The sequence below is a fragment of the Paenibacillus sp. FSL H3-0302 genome (assembly GCF_037982245.1).
Taxonomy (GTDB): domain Bacteria; phylum Bacillota; class Bacilli; order Paenibacillales; family Paenibacillaceae; genus Paenibacillus_AQ; species Paenibacillus_AQ odorifer.
In genome coordinates this window covers 6,347,865-6,367,973 of the sequence record NZ_CP150284.1, presented here as the reverse complement: position 1 = coordinate 6,367,973, position 20,109 = coordinate 6,347,865, and the positions used below count along the sequence as shown (strand labels likewise).

At 45.0% G+C, this 20,109-nt stretch carries 15 protein-coding genes, 1 pseudogene and 1 riboswitch; of the genes and pseudogenes, 8 read left to right on the top strand and 8 right to left on the bottom strand.

The window, feature by feature from the left end:
- Positions 1 to 27: 27 nt before the first annotated feature.
- Genes MHH50_RS28405 through MHH50_RS28395 form a run of 3 tightly spaced genes read right to left on the bottom strand, consistent with a single transcriptional unit; the run spans position 28 to position 1,000 of the window.
- Positions 28 to 240: a hypothetical protein gene (locus MHH50_RS28405; protein ID WP_076123801.1), complete on the bottom strand. Its 213-nt coding sequence runs from the start codon at positions 238 to 240 to the stop codon at positions 28 to 30.
- 28 nt (positions 241 to 268) lie between these two features.
- Positions 269 to 490, bottom strand: coding sequence for a hypothetical protein (locus MHH50_RS28400; protein WP_076123799.1), 222 nt, complete (start codon positions 488 to 490; stop codon positions 269 to 271).
- 39 nt (positions 491 to 529) lie between these two features.
- The gene (locus MHH50_RS28395; protein WP_076123797.1) at positions 530 to 1,000 is read right to left on the bottom strand and encodes a hypothetical protein; all 471 of its coding nucleotides are present in this window, start codon (positions 998 to 1,000) and stop codon (positions 530 to 532) included.
- Between the two features lie 275 nt (positions 1,001 to 1,275).
- Here MHH50_RS28395 and MHH50_RS28390 point away from each other — a divergent pair, with 275 nt between their 5' ends.
- A complete protein-coding gene (locus MHH50_RS28390) occupies positions 1,276 to 2,124 on the top strand; it encodes a helix-turn-helix transcriptional regulator (protein WP_076220106.1) in 849 nt (282 codons plus the stop codon).
- Positions 2,125 to 2,192: 68 nt separating this feature from the next.
- Positions 2,193 to 3,169 (top strand): annotated as a pseudogene (locus MHH50_RS28385) (reverse transcriptase domain-containing protein); the annotation flags it as partial.
- 48 nt (positions 3,170 to 3,217) lie between these two features.
- Here the strand turns inward: MHH50_RS28385 and gcvPB are convergent.
- The 3 genes from gcvPB to gcvT form a co-directional block, all read right to left on the bottom strand.
- The gene (gene gcvPB, locus MHH50_RS28380) at positions 3,218 to 4,678 is read right to left on the bottom strand and encodes an aminomethyl-transferring glycine dehydrogenase subunit GcvPB (RefSeq protein ID WP_076279168.1); all 1,461 of its coding nucleotides are present in this window, start codon (positions 4,676 to 4,678) and stop codon (positions 3,218 to 3,220) included.
- Positions 4,675 to 6,027, bottom strand: coding sequence for an aminomethyl-transferring glycine dehydrogenase subunit GcvPA (gene gcvPA / locus MHH50_RS28375; RefSeq protein WP_076282450.1), 1,353 nt, complete (start codon positions 6,025 to 6,027; stop codon positions 4,675 to 4,677). The genes gcvPB and gcvPA overlap by 4 nt, the downstream gene beginning before the upstream one ends.
- A gap of 106 nt (positions 6,028 to 6,133) precedes the next feature.
- Positions 6,134 to 7,246, bottom strand: a complete 1,113-nt coding sequence (gcvT, locus tag MHH50_RS28370) for a glycine cleavage system aminomethyltransferase GcvT (RefSeq protein ID WP_076282451.1) — start codon at positions 7,244 to 7,246, stop codon at positions 6,134 to 6,136.
- A gap of 186 nt (positions 7,247 to 7,432) precedes the next feature.
- Positions 7,433 to 7,531: riboswitch (glycine riboswitch) on the bottom strand.
- A gap of 226 nt (positions 7,532 to 7,757) precedes the next feature.
- Here gcvT and gcvH point away from each other — a divergent pair.
- The gene (gene gcvH, locus MHH50_RS28365; protein ID WP_036678614.1) at positions 7,758 to 8,150 is read left to right on the top strand and encodes a glycine cleavage system protein GcvH; all 393 of its coding nucleotides are present in this window, start codon (positions 7,758 to 7,760) and stop codon (positions 8,148 to 8,150) included.
- A gap of 427 nt (positions 8,151 to 8,577) precedes the next feature.
- On the opposite strand, the gene MHH50_RS28360 is transcribed toward gcvH, so the two are convergent.
- Together MHH50_RS28360 and MHH50_RS28355 are read right to left on the bottom strand one after the other, a co-directional pair.
- Entirely contained in the window at positions 8,578 to 9,408 is an 831-nt protein-coding gene (locus MHH50_RS28360) for a flagellar motor protein MotB (RefSeq protein ID WP_076282452.1), read from the bottom strand.
- Positions 9,405 to 10,187: a flagellar motor protein gene (locus MHH50_RS28355; RefSeq protein ID WP_076282453.1), complete on the bottom strand. Its 783-nt coding sequence runs from the start codon at positions 10,185 to 10,187 to the stop codon at positions 9,405 to 9,407. The genes MHH50_RS28360 and MHH50_RS28355 overlap by 4 nt, the downstream gene beginning before the upstream one ends.
- A gap of 179 nt (positions 10,188 to 10,366) precedes the next feature.
- Here MHH50_RS28355 and uvrB point away from each other — a divergent pair, with 179 nt between their 5' ends.
- The 5 genes from uvrB to MHH50_RS28330 all read left to right on the top strand — a co-directional run bounded on the left by uvrB (position 10,367) and on the right by MHH50_RS28330 (position 19,805).
- Positions 10,367 to 12,358, top strand: coding sequence for an excinuclease ABC subunit UvrB (gene uvrB, locus MHH50_RS28350; protein WP_036678623.1), 1,992 nt, complete (start codon positions 10,367 to 10,369; stop codon positions 12,356 to 12,358).
- Positions 12,359 to 12,806: 448 nt separating this feature from the next.
- Positions 12,807 to 15,680: an excinuclease ABC subunit UvrA gene (uvrA, locus tag MHH50_RS28345; RefSeq protein ID WP_076137311.1), complete on the top strand. Its 2,874-nt coding sequence runs from the start codon at positions 12,807 to 12,809 to the stop codon at positions 15,678 to 15,680.
- Positions 15,681 to 16,428: 748 nt separating this feature from the next.
- Positions 16,429 to 16,638: a DUF2759 family protein gene (locus MHH50_RS28340; RefSeq protein ID WP_036678627.1), complete on the top strand. Its 210-nt coding sequence runs from the start codon at positions 16,429 to 16,431 to the stop codon at positions 16,636 to 16,638.
- Positions 16,639 to 16,814: 176 nt separating this feature from the next.
- Positions 16,815 to 17,864, top strand: a complete 1,050-nt coding sequence (locus MHH50_RS28335; protein ID WP_254847751.1) for a trypsin-like peptidase domain-containing protein — start codon at positions 16,815 to 16,817, stop codon at positions 17,862 to 17,864.
- Between the two features lie 27 nt (positions 17,865 to 17,891).
- Positions 17,892 to 19,805: a stalk domain-containing protein gene (locus MHH50_RS28330; RefSeq protein ID WP_340033747.1), complete on the top strand. Its 1,914-nt coding sequence runs from the start codon at positions 17,892 to 17,894 to the stop codon at positions 19,803 to 19,805.
- The last annotated feature ends 304 nt before the right edge of the window (positions 19,806 to 20,109 follow it).

The window sequence follows — 20,109 nt, the reverse complement described above, 5'->3', positions numbered from 1 at the left end:
TCTGAAGATGAATGTCTCCATCAAAATTTAGAATGAAGTACCCACTAAATATCCGGCAGCCACTGTACCACTTATGTAGACAACTGCGGCTGTGGCTGTTACTGGTGCGGCAGCAACAGCAGACATGATTGTAACCATACCTAACACTCCTGCACCTACCTTGGCCCAATCAACGCCACCATCAATATTGATACTATCTTCAAGTGTAAGTTCTGAAAAACTAGGGGCATATGAAAGCATTTAATTCCTCACTCCTTATAACAGATATTTAATGTTTTAGTCCGCTACCAGTAAGATATCCAGATACTATTGATCCACCCACTGCCATAATCGCAGTAGGAATCGTTACTGGTGCTGTGGTAACAGCGGCTACCACGGTTACCATTCCCAAGACTCCATAAGCAACATTATCCCAATTTATACCTCCGGAAATCTCCATCGTTTCAATGTTGGACAATGTTGAAAATTGACTATTAAGACTCAGTTCCATTCTATTCACCTCCTTTCGAGATAGACGAGTTTTGACTAGTTAAAGAAGACTAGGATTGATGCCAATACAAATATCTATTTTTATATTTTCACTAGTACCTTCAGATAAGTTTATATTATATGCGGATGTTATTTGATGTAGATTGTTTTGAGAGATATATTTGACTAAAAATTCATAAGCAGAATTGATGCCATTCATTTTACCTTCATACATCAAGCAAATTGCATTTATTAACTTGAATTCTTGCTTATATATAAAAGGGGGATTTTTTTTAATTTCTCCTTTTACTGGTACCATAATCTCAAAATCCACCATCTCTATGCCATTATTTCGGGATACAGAATGAGTAGAAGTGATTAAAGGACCATTCTTTTGGAGGTTATAGTTGTTTAGTGAAAGGATAAATTCGTTTAGTTTATGATGTAAACAACTGGAAGGAATAGTGTTGCGATATGAGACTAAATTAAAATACTGGAATGTTTGTTTTTCATTAATTTTATACAATTCCACTGTGTTATCTCCTTAGAGGTTTCTTTTTTCTATGACTTAAGGCACATTGAATAGAAGAGAGTGTAAGGATAATTATTAATAATAAATGGGGCATCTAGCGGTTATTTAAGTTCTACAAATGTAATTATGGTCCTTATAACAAAGTTTGAAAATATCCCCCATTGGATATTTACTAATATGAATAAATATGTTAATAGCTGGTTGAATCTTCAATGTTTAAGTATATAATGGTATCATTTTACATTATAAATGATGGAAATCAGGAGGAGTTGGAATTGACAGTAACATACGATCAGACAAAACTTTGGTGTTCAGCTGAAGATCTAAAAAAGGAACAAATGGATTCTATCTCTTCATTGGGTAAAGTCAAAAGTTCAAAGGCCCCACAAAGAACGAGTGCGCACTCTTTTGAGGAGATTGGCCAGGAATCTATTTATCACGAGGCAATGATTCTTTCCCTACATAACGAGATGATTAAAATTAGTAAGTATATATCGGTAGATTTTGCGGCTTTTCTAACAGATGATATGGGGGGAATTCTCGATCTGTATTTCTCTTCAGTACATATAAAAGAAGAATTTGATAAGGCAGGAATAAGAGTTGGGAAGAGTTTTGCCAAACAGGATTTCGGGCTAAATGGTGTTTCACTTTCTATGGAAATGAATTCTATTGGAGTAGTTAAAGGGAGCGAACATACGAATTCTATATTTTCTAATTGGAACTGTGTATGTTCTCCTCTCTACTCAGATGGTGTTATAAGAGGCTATGTAGATATTTCTTTCTACAAAGGACTGCAAATCGAATTTGCTATTCCATTTATGCAACAGATAGCTGAAAACGTTACCGAGAAATGGATGTGGAGTAACCCTGAGATGCAGTTACTTAGACTAGAGTTTAGTTTTGAACAATTCAACTTGACTGCCCGAGAAAAAGAGGTGGCTCAAATGTGGTTATGTGAAAAAAGTGCATTGCGTATTTCTAACGAGTTGGGAATTAGTGAAGGTACAGTTAGAAATGTAGTGAAGAGCATATATAACAAAATGAATGTAACTGACCGTTGGCAGTTCACTAAGAAACTTTCATTTAATCCCGTACATAATCCAGAACTTCTGTATGTAAAATAGCATTTTTTAATATGAGAAAAGGAGACCACGTGTTAAGTGGTCTCCTTTATTTAGTGCGCCCAGCCGATAGTTATGGATTTCGTCCGAAAAGACAAGGGCATGATGCGGTAAGGAAAGCCAGAGCATTCATGAAAGAGGGATATCGATTCGTAGTCGATCTAGACTTGGAGAAATTCTTTGATCGCGTCAACCATGACCGACTGATGATGAAGATTTCGGCTAAAGTGAAGGACAAGAAAGTTCTCCTGCTGATTCGTAAATATCCTCAGTCAGGTGTTATGGAGAACGGGCTAGTAAATACGACAACAGAAGGGACACCGCAAGGTGGTCCACTCAGTCCGTTGTTATCTAACATCGTTTTGGACAAGCTCGACAAGGAACTCGAGAAAAGTGGACACCGCTTCGTCCGTTATGCGGACGACTGTAACATCTATGTAAAAACACTAAGAGCAGGAGAGCGAGTGAAGGCATCCGTCACCAGATTCATTGAGACAAGACTAAAACTAAAGGTGAACCAAGCGAAGAGTGCGGTGGACCGCCCATGGAGACGGAAATTTCTTGGGTTTTGCTTTAGTAGCGATAAAGAGCCCAAGGTGAGGATAGCAAAACAGTCCTTGCAGAAAGCGAAGGCTCGAATTCGGGAGATAACGTCCCGGAAGAAAGCGATGCGAACGGAAGAGCGAATCCAGGAGCTCAATCGATACTTGATGGGATGGCACGGATATTTCTCGCTGGCGGATACGCCAAGTGCCTTTAAAGCGATGGATATGTGGATTCGAAGGAGATTGCGAATGTGTCTCTGGAAGCAATGGAAGAACCCGAGAACCAAAGTCAAAAGGCTTATATCCTTAGGCGTGCCTAAGGATATAAGCCTTTTGAGTGGGGAAATACTCGGAAAGGGTATTGGCGAATTGCAGGGAGTCCAAATCTGCAACGTGCATTGAATAACCAATATTGGGAATCCAATGGATTAAAGAGTGTATTGGACAGATACAACTCCTTACGGAATACCGCCGTATACCGAACGGTACGTACGGTGGTGTGAGAGGCCGGGGGCTCGCCGCCCCCTCCTACTCGATTTATTATTGAAATATTAACCGCAAGAACAATTCAAAACCGGCTTACGCGCAGCCTGTGTCTCATCCAAACGGCTAATCTCTGTAGTATGCGGTGCGTTGATTACGATTTCCGGTGTCTCCTGTGCTTCTTTAACGATCTGAATCATCGTATCGATGAAACCGTCTAGCGTTTCTTTACTTTCGGTTTCCGTCGGCTCGATCATCATGCATTCCTCAACAGTCAGAGGGAAGTACACGGTTGGCGGGTGGTAGCCGAAGTCGAGCAATCGTTTAGCAACGTCTAAGGTGCGCACGCCATATTGCTTGAGGTTTTTGCCGGACATAACGAATTCATGCTTACATACACCCGGATATGGGATTTCAAAATACGGCGCCAGACGGTGCATCATATAGTTCGCATTCAGCACAGCATTTTCGGATACCTCACGCAGTCCGTCTGGACCATAGGTGCGGATATAGGCATAGGCACGAACCAGAATACCAAAGTTTCCATAAAAAGCTTTCACGCGTCCAATAGATTCAGGACCACCGAAGTGAAGTGAGAAGCTGCTATCTTCATTCTTCACCACAGTAGGTTGTGGTAGGAATGGAATCAAGATGGATTTTACGCCGACTGGTCCGGCTCCAGGGCCGCCACCGCCATGTGGGGTGCTCATTGTCTTATGCAAGTTCAGATGCACAACGTCAAAGCCCATGTCGCCAGGTCGGGTAATGCCCATAATGGCATTGGAGTTGGCTCCATCGTAATAGAGTAAGCCCCCTGCTTCATGCACGATCTCAGCAATCTCGACGATTTGGGTCTCGAACAAGCCGAGTGTGCTTGGGTTAGTCAGCATTAGTGCGGCTGTGTCGCTACCGACGGCTGCCTTCAGTGCTTCAAGATCGACCATTCCTTTATCTGTGGAAGGGATCGTGATCGTTTCAAGTCCTGCTGCTGAGGCACTAGCAGGATTGGTTCCGTGCGAGGAATCCGGCACGATAACCTTAGTGCGGGTCTCGCCGCGACTTTCATGGTAGGCGCGGATCATCATGAGGCCGGTCCATTCACCATGCGCACCTGCGGCAGGCTGTAAGGATACAGCATCCATGCCCGTCAGCGCGGACAGATCATTTTGCAGGGTATACATTAATTCCAGTGCGCCTTGAATACTTTCTTCCGGTTGGTAGGGATGAATTTTGGCGAAGCCGGAGAAGCGGGCAACATCTTCGTTAATCTTCGGATTGTATTTCATCGTGCATGAACCGAGTGGATAGAAGCCATTGTCTACACCAAAGTTACGACGTGAAAGAGAAGTGTAGTGGCGAATGACATCCACTTCCGATACTTCTGGAAGTACGACGGGTTCGCTACGGAGTAAACCTGATGGAATCAGAGACTCCAAGGTTTCTTCCTGTGGTACATCGCATAGTGGCAAAGAATAGGCCGAACGGCCGGGACGGCTTAATTCAAAAATTAGACTTTGCTCCGGTTTCATAAACAGCCCTCCAGTGCGCTAGCGAATTGGTCGATTTCGGTTTTGCTTCTTTTTTCCGTTACGGCAACCAGCATATGTCCAGCAAGTTCAGGATAATCACGACCCAGATCATAACCGCCGAGATAACCGTCCTTCAGCAGCTTAGAATTAATAGCGGTCACGCTGCTGCCTTCAGGAAGCTTCACAACAAATTCGTTAAAGAATGGGGAGGAGAAGGCAAGTTCAGCACCTGTTAGTCCGCTAAGTTTATTAGCAGCGTAATGGCTTTTGCGAATATTTAGTTCGCCTACGTCACGCATGCCTTCTTTGCCCATAACGGACAAGTAGACGGATGCGCAGAGAGCCAGCAGTGCCTGATTGGAGCAGATATTCGATGTCGCTTTTTCACGACGAATATGCTGTTCACGCGCTTGAAGTGTAAGAACGAAGCCACGTTTACCGTTACGGTCTACCGTTTGGCCAACGATCCGGCCTGGCATGCGGCGCATCAGGTGATCAGCTACGGCAAAGAATCCGCAAGTTGGACCCCCGAGAGAAGCTGGAATACCGAGTGGCTGAGCATCACCGACTACGATGTCGGCTCCAAGTTTGCCCGGAGTTTCAAGTACACCAAGAGCTATTGGGTTGGCGCTGACTACAAGAAGACCTTTAACCGCGTGAATCAGCGGCTCAACCGAGCGAAGATCCTCAATGCTGCCGAAGAAGTTAGGCGATTGCACCAGTACTGCGGCAGTATCACCATCGATAGCTTCAGCAAGTTTAGCTTGATCGGTAACACCGTCTTTATAGTCAATCTCCACCACCTCCAGACCCCAAGCATTAGCCGAAGTACGTAGCACTTGGCGAGCCTCAGGATGAACGGTACGGGAGACGATTAATTTTTTGCGTTTGGTAGCACCAGCCGCGAGAACCGCTGCTTCGGATAAAGCTGTAGCGCCATCATACATACTGGCATTGGCAACTTTCATACCGGTTAGTTCGCAAATGTAGGATTGGAATTCGAAGATCGCTTGCAGCTCACCTTGGCTGATCTCCGGTTGATAAGGAGTGTAGGCAGTGTAGAATTCAGAACGGGAAATGACATGGTTGATGACCACAGGGATGTGATGATCGTATAATCCGGCGCCGAGGAAGCTGGCGTGAGAATCAAAGTCGGCATTTTGGTCAGCCAAACCTTTCATGTGGCGCAGCAGGGCGTATTCATCGAGTGGTTCAGACATCGGCATAGTGCCTTGGTAACGTACCGCTTCAGGAATATCGGAGAACAGCTCATCTATAGACTGAATCCCGACGGTCTCCATCATCTCTACGCGGTCCTGTTCTGTCATGGGCAGATAACGGTGCTTCATTAAGGTTTCACTCCTTGGCTTTTTTAAAATATAAGAAAGTACAATTTTCACGCTATACTTTATCCTTCTATTTCTCGCTTAAAAGCTCACCGTCCTTATATGGACGCTAAAGGCGTTTATACTTGTAAAAAGGGGCCTTAATCACTACAGCCTTAAGCTGCTTACCGCGTATCTCCACGTAAACCTCTGTGCCTATTTCACTGTAAGCAGCATCAATCAAAGCCAACCCCAGGTTACGTTTCAGCGTAGGGGACTGCGTTCCGGTTGTGACCTCACCAATCTTAACCCCATCTGCCCAAACAGGATAATGGGAGCGTGGAATGCCTCGATCAATCATTTCTAGGCCGACAAGGCGACGGGGAATGCCAGCTTCTTTTTGCTGTATTAGTGCATCGCGTCCGATAAAGTCTATTTTGTCCAGCTTCACGAAGAACTGTACTCCTGCTTCAAGCGGGGTGATGTCAGCAGATAGCTCCTGACCGTACAATGGTAATTTCGCCTCAAAACGCAGGGTATCCCGTGCACCCAGTCCAGCAGGTGTTAATCCGTGGGGCGCGCCTGCTGCAAGCAGTCCGTTCCATAACGTTTCTGCACCTTCCAGCGGAGCGTAAATCTCGAAGCCATCTTCACCGGTATAACCCGTACGGGAGATAAGTACCTCTACACCGCAAACGGTAGCGCGTTCGATGAAATGGAAAGACTTGAGTGCTGAAATAGGGGCATCAGTAACTTCCGCGAGAATGGTCTCTGCCAGAGGACCCTGCAAGGCGAGCAAAAGCGTCTCGTCAGAGACATTAGTGAGCGTGACTTCGCCGAATTCAGAGGTCAAATGCTCTTGCAGCCACTGGAAGTCCTTGTCGATGTTGGAGGCATTAACGACGAGCATATAACGCCCTTCGCTTAGGCGATACACGAGTAGATCGTCGACAACTCCGCCATTTGGATAACAGAGCAGCGTATATTGTGCCGCACCATCCGTGAGGCGGCTGACATCATTGGTTGTCATTTTTTGCAAAAAGGCTTCTGCACCGCTCCCAATCACCATGAATTCACCCATATGCGAGACATCGAACAGCCCAGCCTGCTGGCGAACGGCTTCGTGCTCTTTCACGATACCTGTAAACTGTACTGGCAGCTCCCAGCCACCGAAGTCAATGCACCTGGACTCCGCATAAGCGGAATAGAGATCATAAAAAGGTGTTCTTCTCAAAGCATCCATGTCGTCACTCCCCTTGATCTGATTACATACGAAAAAAGGACAGGCAGAAGCAATCATGCATAAATGCACAAATCGCTTTCTGCTCTGTCCGTTGTACCTGAGAGTTACCCTGCCGTAACTAGCTTGCAGGTTTCCCCGTTGGTGATCTGACGCATCTAGCCTTGCGTCTGATGCTCTCCAGAGATACGTCCGACAAAGGTCCTTTTGCCTGAGAGATTCACCCCTGTTAGGGCTTACTCCTTCGGCGCCGTCTTCAAGTGAGACAGTCTCTCCCTATGCCATCATCCGCAATTATATTTCTTCGAGAAACGGTTATTGTCTATAAAAAGACGACAACGTCATTTCTTCTTGTATGTCTCCATTAAACGGGTATAGTCGGGCGCTGTCAACAAGAAAACGTCGAAAAAATGACAAATTTAAATTTCCTGTTAGTAATATTGACATTGTGAGCCGGGATAACTTAGGCTATAACTAAATTTAGAACTCCAAATTGGAAATGAGGCGGCTTGAAATGAGTGAAGTATTAGACAACCTTCTTTACAGCGAAGAGCATGAATGGGCACAGCAAGTAGAAGGACGAGTAGTACGTGTTGGGATTACGGACCATGCTCAGCATTTATTAGGCGACATCGTATTTGTTGAGTTTCCTGAGGTAGGATCGACCATTTCGGCCGGTGACAGCGTAGGCAGTATCGAATCCGTTAAGACGGTATCGGAGTTGTATTCGCCCGTCTCTGGGACGGTTACCAAGGTGAATGATGGATTAGAAGCTAGTCCGGAGCTTATCAATGATCAGCCGTATGGCGGGGGTTGGATTTTTGAGATTGAAGTTGATGGAGAGTATGCTGATGCTGTAAAAGGTCTGTTAGATGCAGCTGGTTATAGCGCGTTAGTTGCTGAATAATTGGAAATCGGGGACGGAAAATAGTCTGATCAAGTGTGATATTTTTAGCAGCAAGTTTCTGTGATTCGGGGACTTGCTGTTTGTGTTTCTTATGTGGATTGTGCGAGTATTCGTAAACCCAATCGAGTGGTTTGAGGGTCTAGTGGAGTATGGAATTAGGGAAAACCTCCCTCATTTTAGACGATTATAGCGTGAGAGTTAGGGTTTTAGGGAATTCCTCCCTATCATCTCGGTAAAACCACTATTTCAGACTAAAAAGAGTAATAATCAGGGAGAAATTCCCTCATTCCGCGATTGGATACGATAATAGGTGAATAATCAGGGAGGTTTTCCCTAATTAAATTGGATGAAGTCCCTTGTAAGCTCAATGTGGTAATTGCAAAGGCCCCTGCCGCCGAACTTAGCTCTGAGCGCAAGCAACTATATTTTATTCCACCTCTTGAAGCTGTCGAAGTACAATGATCTCTACGCGTCGATTTTTCTGTTTGCCTGCTACCGTAGTATTATCTGCTGTTGGTCGGGTATCGGCATAACCTGCATATTGAAAAGTGTCCGGGTTCAGTCCTTCATTATCTAAGAAAAAGCGCAGCACAGAAAGCGCGCGAGCACCCGATAGCTCCCAATTGTCGTTATAACGTGAAGCTGATGACACTGGTGTATTATCCGTATGTCCTTCAATGCTGATCGTTGCTCCGATATCTTTGAATAAGCCAGACAACTGCTGAAGAGCAGGAAGGGCTGGTGACTTCACATCTGCTTTACCCACATCAAAAAGAAAACGGTCGCTGAGCGTGATTTCTATGCCCTGCGGTTTGTCGGCTACAAATATTTGTTCACCGAGTTTATTCTCCTCCACATAGTGGGTGATCACACCCATTAACTCAGCAAGCTTCGCCTCTTGTTCTCGAAAAGCCAACTCCCGTGCTGAAGGTGTTTCATTCTCCGTTTGTTCATCAGAACCGTCATTTGGTTTTGCAGTTGCGTTCGCATTCCCATCTGTACTCTCTGGTTTGTTGTCAGGGGTCTTTCCAGCATCTAAAATACCATCCCCGCCTTCAAGAACAGTGCTGCTCGACTTGAAAGTCTGGGATAAAGAGCCGGTCACGATATTATATTTGTCAGTGTCCAGGCTGCTCATCGCATACAATATAACGAAAAATATAAGTAAAAGTGTAATTAGATCAGCGTAAGTAATCATCCAACGATCACGGCTTTCTCGATTCTCTACCCGCCGTTTGCGCCGGTCTCTTTGTCTCATATAAAACCTCTTGCTTCTGCACGGTCATCTGTGGTGGTGTCTGAAATGAAGGAGTTCAGTTTTTTACGCACCAGCAGCGGATGATCCCCGTTCTGTAGAGAAAGAATGCCTACTAGCAGCATCTCCATGCTATGCAGCTCACTTTGGCTGCGGGATTTGATTTTGGAAGCAATGGGTAAAAATATTAGATTAGCGATGGCTACTCCGTACAGTGTTGCAGTGAACGCTACTGCGATAGAGGTACCTAGATTTGATGGGTCCGTAAGGTTGCCCAGTACCCTAATGAGTCCCATAACTGTACCGATGATCCCCATCGTTGGAGCATATCCGCCAGCGGCTTCAAAAATCTTGGCGTAGCTTTCATGCTTCAATTCTTTCGCATCCATTTCCAATTCCAAAATCTGTATTACCTGCTCAGGGTCAGTGCCATCGACGATAAGCAACAGTCCTTCGCGTGTAAAAGGATCAGGATGCAGTTCCGCTTGTTTTTCGAGCATTAAAACGCCGCCGCGGCGGGCCACTGTGGCCATTGCGATAAGCTCTTCTGCTTTCTCTTCATCACGTTCAGGATTGCGGCCAAAAGCCATGCGCAGAGCGGCGGGAATGGAGCGTAGCTTAGCTGCCGGGAAGCTGATCATTACGGCGGCAATCGTACCTCCAAATACAATCAAAGCTGCATTAAGCTGCAGCAGTCCGGAAAGGCTTCCGCCTTCCCAGAGGTAGCCGCCGATTAGCGCAGCCAGTCCGGCCACTAGGCCGATTATTGCGGTAATATCCATGCTTCAAGCTCCTAACATTTCTGTGTATTATGGTTTGCATCGATCTAAGCAACACTGTATAATGAACGGGAACACATATTCTTATCTTCCATATTTTTTACTGTCGTATGGAGAGAGAAGATTCAGACAACAATTATAATATATTAATCTAGTTTAGACGATAGAGGGGAGACGGGCAAATGAGTGATATTGTCGTCAGTACGAAGACTTTTGAATTGGAGTCCGAGTATACACCCCAGGGCGATCAGCCTCATGCCATAGATGAATTACTACAAGGCATCCGGCAGGGTAAGAAGCACCAGACGCTGCTGGGAGCGACAGGTACAGGGAAGACCTTTACTGTCGCGCAAGTTATTTCCAAATTAAATCGCCCCACGCTGGTTATTGCGCATAACAAGACACTGGCTGCCCAGCTGGCAAGTGAGTTTAAGGAGTTTTTCCCGAATAATTCGGTAGACTATTTCGTCAGCTACTACGACTATTACCAACCAGAGGCGTATATTCCCTCCTCCGATACTTATATTGAGAAAGATTCCAGTATTAACGAAGAGATTGATAAACTTCGCCACTCCGCGACAAGCTCCTTGTTCGAACGGCGTGACGTTATTATTGTAGCGAGTGTGTCTTGTATTTACGGTCTCGGTTCACCAATGGAATACGGAAGCTTGCTGTTGTCCTTGCGGGTTGGGATGGAGAAACCGCGCAATGAGATTCTGAGCAGACTGGTGGATATTCAATACCAGCGCAATGATATCAATTTTGTACGCGGAACATTCCGCGTACGTGGTGATGTGGTTGAGATCTTCCCAGCCTCTCAGGGTGAACATGCGATTCGTGTTGAATTGTTTGGGGATGAGATTGAGCGGATCACTGAAATAGATGTTTTAACGGGCGAATTGATCGGTGAACGCGATCATGTCGCCATTTTTCCGGCTTCTCACTTTGTTACCAAGGAAGAAACGATGCGTGTAGCAATAGTCAATATTGAACGGGAGCTAGAAGAGCGGCTGACCGTGCTTCGTGACGCAGGCAAGCTTCTGGAAGCGCAACGTTTGGAACAACGGACACGTTACGACATTGAAATGATGAAGGAAGTGGGTTTCTGTTCGGGGATCGAGAACTATTCCGGGCCACTAACCTTCAGGGAACCGGGAGCAACTCCATATACGTTAATGGATTATTTTCCTGATGATATGTTAATCGTCGTAGATGAATCCCATGTTACCCTTCCGCAAATTCGGGCGATGTATAACGGTGACCGGGCGCGTAAAACAGTGTTGGTAGAGCATGGTTTCCGTCTGCCTTCTGCACTGGATAACCGTCCGCTTCAGTTCGAAGAGTTCGAAGATAAAGTAAACCAGATCATTTACGTTTCCGCGACACCTGGACCTTATGAAATGGAACACTGCGAAACTATGGTGCAGCAGATTATCCGTCCGACTGGTCTATTGGATCCAATCATCGAGGTCCGTCCTACAGAAGGTCAGATTGATGATCTGATTAGCGAAATCCGTGACCGGGTTGAACGCGATGAACGTGTACTCGTTACCACTTTGACGAAGAAGATGTCGGAGGATCTGACAGACTACTTTAAGGAAATCGGGATTAAGGTTCGTTATATGCACTCTGACATCAAGACGCTGGAACGGATGGCGATCTTGCGGGATCTTCGTCTCGGTACGTTCCATGTACTGGTAGGGATTAACCTCCTGAGAGAAGGTCTCGACTTACCGGAGGTATCTTTAGTTGCAATTCTCGATGCCGATAAAGAAGGGTTCCTTCGTTCCGAACGTTCACTAATTCAGACGATTGGCCGTGCGGCTCGTAACTCTGAGGGTCGTGTAATCATGTATGGTGATCGGATCACTGATTCGATGGAGAAGGCGATGAGCGAAACATCGCGCCGTCGCGCCATTCAGATTGCCCATAATGAGAAACATGGCATCACCCCAACCACTATTAATAAAAAAGTGCGTGACATCATCGAGGCAACGAAGGTTGCTGAGTCTAAAGCTGATTATCTCACAGGTGTTGGTGGCAAGATGAATAAGAAAGAAAAACAAAGTCTGATCCAGCGTCTGGAAGCTGAAATGAAGGACGCTGCCAAGAACCTGCAATTCGAACGCGCGGCAGAGCTACGCGACGCATTGCTGGAGCTTCGGGCTGAGTAATAAACTATTAATGTATCACCGATATTTAAAATAGGTATTGAACGGTGCTGTCCTAGACCGTTCTTTTTGAATCAATAGAGGGTCGCGTATCCCGCGATGTTTATGACACTTATGCGTATCCGCAGGGACAGCGCCCGAAATGCACTTGGCACTTATGCGTATCCCGCAGGGACAGCACCATGCAACGTTTATGACAGTTGCATGTACCTGTCTTTAGTTAGTGCGCTAACGTCCAAGCGGTCCCGTAGGGATAAGCGCTCTGAGCATTGTAGTCACTAAGTTACGTCTCACCATACTCCTTCTCCAGAAAATACGGGTGTCCAGAGGGTGCAACCCTTGGGGCCCTCCCTTGGAAGGGAGGGTTTGGGAGGGATCGAAAGGCTTTGATAAGGCTTTGAGAATATTTTGAAATAAAGTTGAAATAGTTTTTTTAAAAGGAGAGGTTCCGTTGGCGAACGAAAATATTGTAATTAAAGGCGCGAGGGCGCACAATCTCAAAAACATCGATGTGACGATTCCACGTGACCGTTTCGTCGTGCTGACGGGACTTAGCGGCTCAGGTAAATCATCGCTTGCATTTGATACGATTTATGCTGAAGGACAACGGCGTTATGTTGAATCTTTGTCGGCTTATGCACGTCAGTTTTTGGGACAAATGGAGAAACCAGATGTGGATTCGATTGATGGTTTGTCCCCGGCGATATCTATAGATCAGAAGACAACAAGCCGGAACCCACGCTCCACGGTAGGTACAGTTACGGAGATTTATGACTATTTGCGGCTGCTCTTTGCACGTATTGGTCATCCCCATTGCCCAGAGCATGGCATTGAGATTACCTCCCAGACCGTTGAACAGATGGTAGACCGGATTATGCAGTATCCAGAGAAAACTCGGTTACAGATCCTGGCGCCAATCATTTCAGGACGTAAAGGTGAGCATAAAGGACTTTTCACAGATATCTCTAAGCAAGGCTTCGTACGTGTGCGTGTGGACGGGGAGCTAAGAGATCTTTCAGAGGATATTGAACTAGAAAAGAATAAAAAACATACAATAGAAGTTGTGGTAGACCGGATCGTTGTTAAAGACGATGTGGAGACCCGGCTGACGGATTCACTGGAGACGGCGCTTAAGCTTTCGGGCGGTAAAATCCTTGTTGATATCATCGGCCAGGAAGAGCTGCTTTTCAGCTCTAACTTTGCTTGTCCAATTTGTGGTTTTAGTATTGAAGAGTTGGCACCACGGATGTTCTCTTTCAACAGTCCGTTTGGAGCTTGTACAGAGTGCGATGGACTTGGCATGAAGATGGTGGTCGATCCAGACCTGCTTATTCCTGATGCTGAGAAATCCATTGAAGAAGGTGCTTTTTTAGCTTGGACTGGAAGTACTTCTAATTACTATCCGCAATTTCTGAAGTCGGTTTGTGAACACTTTAAAATTCCTCAGAACGTTCCGGTAAGCAGTCTGACACCTGATCATATGAATAAATTACTGAACGGTACAGGCAGTGAGAAGGTCCGCTTCCGTTATGAAAATGATTTCGGTCAAAAGAAAGATGCGATGGTTGCTTTTGAAGGGATTATACCTAACCTCGAGCGGCGTTACCGTGAAACTGCTTCGGATGGTATTCGTGAATTTATCGAAGGATTTATGAGTGCTAAGCCATGTCATGTATGTAAAGGTAAACGTCTGAAAAAAGAAATATTAGCTGTGACTATCAATGATCATAATATTTCTGATGTTACGGACCTTTCAATAGGAGACTGTCAGCATTGGTTTGAAGAGATAAAATTGAGCGAAAAAGAAACAGCCATCGCCAATCTCATTTTAAAAGAGATCTGCAATCGGCTTGGATTCCTTGTGAATGTAGGCTTGGATTATTTGACGCTTAGCCGTGCAGCGGGTTCGCTTTCCGGTGGTGAGGCGCAGCGTATTCGGTTGGCTACTCAGATCGGTTCAAGTCTCATGGGTGTATTGTACATTCTGGATGAGCCAAGTATTGGTTTGCATCAACGAGATAATGATCGCCTGATCTCTACGCTTGCGCATATGCGTGATTTAGGCAATACGCTGATTGTTGTAGAGCATGACGAAGACACGATGATGGCAGCGGATTACATTATTGATATTGGTCCGGGCGCAGGTATTCATGGTGGACAAGTTATGGCTCAAGGGACGCCAGAAGAGATTATGAAAGATCCGAATTCATTAACGGGTGAATATTTAAGCGGACGTAAATTTATTCCGGTTACCGCTAAACGCCGTCCTACCGATGATCGCTGGGTAGAAATACGTGGTGCTAAAGAGAATAACCTGAAAAATGTGAATGTGAAGATTCCATTAGGTGTATTTACAGCGGTGACAGGTGTATCGGGTTCTGGTAAATCCTCGCTTATCAACGAGATTCTTTACAAGAGTTTGGCACGGCAGTTGAATAAGGCTGTGAAGGTGCGTCCTGGTCAGCATAAAGAAATTCGTGGACTAGAAAATCTCGATAAGGTTATTGAAATCGATCAGTCGCCAATCGGGCGGACACCGCGTTCCAACCCAGCAACCTATACAGGTGTATTTGATGACATCCGTGACCTGTTCTCCAAGACAAATGAGGCTAAGGTACGTGGTTTCCAAAAGGGACGCTTCAGCTTTAACGTAAAAGGCGGACGTTGTGAAGCTTGCCGTGGAGACGGGATCATTAAGATTGAGATGCACTTCTTGCCGGATGTGTATGTCCCTTGCGAAGTATGTAAGGGCAAACGGTATAACCGGGAAACACTAGAAGTGAAATATAAAGGCAAAAACATTTCAGATGTGTTAGAGATGACGGTAGAGGACGCAACAGAGTTTTTTGTAAATATCCCGCGTATCCATCGTAAAATGCAAACATTGATGGATGTAGGACTTGGGTATATTAAGATTGGTCAACCGGGAACCACTTTATCCGGTGGTGAAGCACAGCGGGTAAAATTGGCTTCTGAGCTCTACCGTCGCAGCACGGGTAAAACACTTTATATTTTGGATGAGCCTACAACAGGCCTGCATGTAGATGACATTGGTCGTCTGCTTGAGGTATTGCATCGTTTGGTGGATTCCGGAGAATCGGTTCTTGTTATTGAACATAATCTGGATGTAATCAAGACAGCGGATTATATCATCGATATGGGACCGGAAGGTGGTAGCGGCGGTGGTACCGTCCTGGCAACAGGGACACCGGAGAAGATCATTACAGTCACAGAGTCTTACACAGGTAAGTATCTGAAGCCGGTTCTGATTCGTGATACAGAGCGGACCGAAGCGCTTATGCTTGAGACGGCGGAAACCCTCTAAATAAACGGTAAGTAATATAACCTATGTATAATAAGGCCTCGGTATCTTGCCGGGGCTTTTATTGTAGGATTATCCGGTAATTATACGAAAGACGGCTCATAGATATATGATGTGATCTTTCTAGCAAAAGTTATACGGATTCTATAGAAAAAATGGATTTAATAATAGGTAAGGTAGGCATATGTAGGACATGTTCGTAGTAAGATTCAATGAGGAGTATTCTGTTGATAGGGTTAACGGGTAAGTGATTAACATTAGGGTCAAAAGTTCCTTGAAAACCGAATAATTAATCCTTCATATCACTCTATCAAATAACTGTTTATTAGATTAGGGAAAACCTCCCTGATAATCACAAAATGAGCTGATAATCGATCAATTTTAGGGAAAATTTCCCTAATTCATTAAAATCCTAAATTTCGAGCCCAGAGTTCTAAGTTCTAAGTTCTGAATTCCAATTCCAATTCACTGCTCAATTTATCTCATCTCTAAAGCAGTTAACGGACTTTCTATTGTAAACGTTCACGACGAAAGAGTTGATTGGGCTCACAACGTTTCCCTAAGCACACCCAATTGTCAGTGATCAATCTCATCGTTATTACGGATTTTGCAGGGATAAAATATATTTTTTACGACAAATACATAATTTTTCTACAAAACCTATTGCATCGCCCAAATGGTAGCGATAACATAGAAGGTGATATGGGGATTACTGGATCTTGCTTGACAACATTTTTGAGGAGGTAAGGTTATGCTGCTTGCAGAAGTTGCCGCGCAAGGACCGTCTAAATTTCATACCTTTGATGTGTTTATGATTTTATTTACCATCTTGATTTTGGTCGGGGTTGTTCGACTATTGAAAGCTCCCCAGAAGAACAAATTTGCCATTGGTTTTGGAGCCGTTAGTTTGCTGGTTTTTGTGATCTCTGACTATGCCATGGTGATGCATTGGTTAAGTTAATGAAAGAACTAAATTGAACAGCTTTGCACCAAAAGACTCCTTTAACGCCATGGGCGCATTGAAGGCGTCTTTTTTCAAATAATATAATGTAAAATTTATCCATGAGCAAAGAGAGGGTCTGGTGAGGAATGAGGAGTGTTGGGGAGAAGCTGGTGAAGAAAGGATTAGGTCTATTACTGTGCGGCGTAGTGCTGTCGGGAGTATGGAGTCAGTCGGTGTTTGCTTTTGATAGTACTAGTAAGGTGGTTAGTAAAGCAGCGGCAGAAGATCCGATACCTGGAATTATTAAAAGTATCACTCCTTCTGTTGTGGGCATTATCGGCAAAGACGAGAGTGGCGGGAATAGTGGCCCGGATGATCGGTACAATCTGACGCATGGCTCCGGCATCATTGTGAAATCGAACGGATGGATTGTAACCAATGCTCATGTAATCAAGGATCTGCAAAATGCCATAGTAGTCACTTCGGACTCCAAAACCTACAGCGTTAAAGAAACCTATCTGGATGAAGTTAGTGATCTGGCGCTGATCAAAATTAATGCCACCCATTTAAAGCCCGCCAAGTTTATTCCAGCGAATAGCAAAACAGTGGTTGGGGAGAAGGTTATTGCTATCGGAACACCGATTAGCTTTTCTCTACGAAACTCAGCGACTGTAGGCGTTATAAGTGGTCTTAACCGTGAGGTAGATGCGGCTTATCGTCTTATCCAGAGTGACACTGCGATTAATCCCGGAAACAGCGGAGGGCCGCTTGTAAATATGAAAGGTGAGGTGCTGGGAATCAACAGCCTGAAATACTCAGCGGTGGGTGTGGAAAATATGGGGTTTTCGATTCCAGCGAATACTGTGCAGTATATTATCAACCAGCTTTTAAAATATGGTGAGGTACAGCATCCGAGTCTAGGGCTAGAGCTGGAGGCGAGCTGGTCTACGATTGTGGGATTGCCAACGCTGGACCCGCTGTCCGTCACTAAGGTGGTGTCTTCAGAAGCGCTCAAGTCAGGGGTTGTTGAAGGGGACGTCTTGTATAGCATCGACGGGCATCGTGTGGTCTCACTAGTTGATATTAATGAATTGTTCAAAAGCTACCTGCCGGGAGCAACTGTGCGGCTGGTTATGCAAAGCGATGGGGATATCGTCGTCCGTAAACTCGTGCTCACTCAAGGTGATCCGTTGTTAAGCGGAGATGATTATGAAACGGATGGGGACGAGCACGCGGATGAGTGATCAGCAAACAGGAGAGGGGGACGGTAAATGGGCTTTAAAATTTTAAAACAAGGATTTTGTGCGATGCTGGCCTTATTACTGCTATTTTCTATATTACCCATACAAACAGCATTAGCTTCACAAGGAGATAAGCTACAGCTGAGTCTAAAAGTTGGCAGTACTTCAGCTACGGTGAATGGTAAGAAGGTGGCTATCGAGCGGCCTTATACGGAGAATGGAACGGTTATGGTCCCGCTTGGGGTTTTTAAAAAGACGTTTGGCAGCACTGTTTCCTTAGAGCAGAACAATGTTGTAAAAGTAACCTATGGTGCTCATTCAGGGGTGATGACGATTGGGAGTGATATCGCTTGGAAGGATGGGATCAAAGTTAAACTGGGCTCAGCGCCCCGGATGGTTTCAGACGTGCTGATGGTACCGCTACGTTTTGTAGCTGATGTGTTAGGTGCGACTCTCTCTCAAGGGAGTGGGGGTGAGCTAATGGTTACCCTAGTTCCTGTAGACAATGAAGAAGATACGCCAAAGGATACTGGGATTGACAGCGATGTTGGTAAGACTCAAATTGGAAACAGTTATTTTCAATGGACACTGAATTATCCCTCTGGGCTGATTGCTGGAAATAGCGGTGGAGATGAAAGTGTGGCTACCTTTTCAAGTGCGGACAATCTATATTATGTGGAGATTCATGTAAGTGACCATGCGGTTGCGGTGGATGCGGATGGGCTGCTGGAACAGCTGGTTCGGGAGGTCGAGGCAGGTGGGGAGTTGATATTGGATCGGGAGTCGTTCCCCAAAGCCGCGGTACCTTATGCTAGATTGATCAGTAAAGATTCCAGTGGAGCGCTCTGGGAAAGCAGACTGTTATATGCTGAAGGTCGACTCTACGAGATTTATTTGACGGATAACAAAGCAGTTAATTATAAGGATTTTGCTAAATATACAGGATTACTTAACTCTTTCCAGCCTTCTTTTGATACTAAAAGCAAAAAAATCCGTGATCTTTCTACGGTGAAAAGTGGATTGCGAGACGCGTATAATGAGGACTATGGGATTTCACTACAGGTTCCCGCAGATTGGAGTAAGGACGACCAGCATCTCTATTACGAGAGTAAGCAGGGAAGTCATCTGAGTGTGGCAGTTACCTCGGCACCTGCTGGTTCTACACTAGAGAGCTGGGCTGAAGATCTGAAAATGAAAACTAAAGAAAACTTTGTAGCGGATGCTTATATTCTGAAAGACAGCAACAAGTCGGAGATCTCGGGCGTATCCGCACAAATTAATGAGCTACAGCTAAATTACGGCAACGGTGTTACTACAGAATATCAAGCTCTCATACTCAAAAATGGGTATCGTTATTATTTTGAATATGTAACAGCTGCTGGGCAAGATGACGATAAGGCAAAATTCAAAGCCATCATATCCTCTATTGATATTGATTTTGATCTGCTGAAGGAGAACTTCGGGCGGCTCGCTAGTGATGATTATAAGACGCTCAAAAATAAGACATTAACCAAAGTATCCAAAACCTACGGTTATGCCATTGATATTCCAAGTTTATGGACACCTTATCAGGATATTTTTGAGACGCAGTCGATTGAATATCGGTTCAGCGGAGGACGTCTACAGATCAACTCAAAACCCGAGGGTTCAGTGGAGTATACAGTTAATGTGCTCAAAGATGCTTATCAAAATAAAAATAATGATCCCAAAGGCCCTCGTATAGAAGGTGTAGTGGAGTCTACCATTGCGGATGTCCCTGCTACGATCATAACTGCACATCAAATCAAAAATGGTATCCCTCTTCGCAGTAAGCAGGTTGTGTTTGGTAAAAATGATGTGGTCTACACGATTACCGTTACGCTGAATGATGCCAATGCCACTGCAGAACAGCAGGCTCTATTAGACAAGACACTACAATCGTTTCGGTTTACAGGCAGCAAGTAGTTAAAAGAGTACCAATGTCGTAGTTGACACACGAATAGAAGCGTGTAATTCAATCAGACGAAGAACGTCCCGGATGCCGATTTGGCTTGGGGCGTTCTTTTTTTGTATAAAGGGGGAAAAGGGATTCGACCTAAGGATGTTATGAACGATTATGGCGTTAACTTTCGTTTTGCTCGTAAATGGTTGCAGAGTTTAGTGGATAAGGGTTAGCTGCGGCCTATTACTAAAAATACATATATTTGTTACTATAAACCGATAGAAGGGTTGTCGGAAGGGTTGTTTTAGAGGTTCGGAGCCAATGTTA

Coding starts and splice junctions, on each gene's coding strand:
- MHH50_RS28405 (WP_076123801.1), bottom strand. CDS start 240: ATGCTTTCATATGCCCCTAGTTTTTCAGAACTTACACTTGAAGATAGT.
- MHH50_RS28400 (WP_076123799.1), bottom strand. CDS start 490: ATGGAACTGAGTCTTAATAGTCAATTTTCAACATTGTCCAACATTGAA.
- gcvPB (WP_076279168.1), bottom strand. CDS start 4,678: ATGAAACCGGAGCAAAGTCTAATTTTTGAATTAAGCCGTCCCGGCCGT.
- gcvPA (WP_076282450.1), bottom strand. CDS start 6,027: ATGAAGCACCGTTATCTGCCCATGACAGAACAGGACCGCGTAGAGATG.
- gcvT (WP_076282451.1), bottom strand. CDS start 7,246: ATGGATGCTTTGAGAAGAACACCTTTTTATGATCTCTATTCCGCTTAT.
- gcvH (WP_036678614.1), top strand. CDS start 7,758: ATGAGTGAAGTATTAGACAACCTTCTTTACAGCGAAGAGCATGAATGG.
- MHH50_RS28360 (WP_076282452.1), bottom strand. CDS start 9,408: ATGAGACAAAGAGACCGGCGCAAACGGCGGGTAGAGAATCGAGAAAGC.
- MHH50_RS28355 (WP_076282453.1), bottom strand. CDS start 10,187: ATGGATATTACCGCAATAATCGGCCTAGTGGCCGGACTGGCTGCGCTA.
- uvrB (WP_036678623.1), top strand. CDS start 10,367: ATGAGTGATATTGTCGTCAGTACGAAGACTTTTGAATTGGAGTCCGAG.
- MHH50_RS28340 (WP_036678627.1), top strand. CDS start 16,429: ATGCTGCTTGCAGAAGTTGCCGCGCAAGGACCGTCTAAATTTCATACC.
- MHH50_RS28330 (WP_340033747.1), top strand. CDS start 17,892: ATGGGCTTTAAAATTTTAAAACAAGGATTTTGTGCGATGCTGGCCTTA.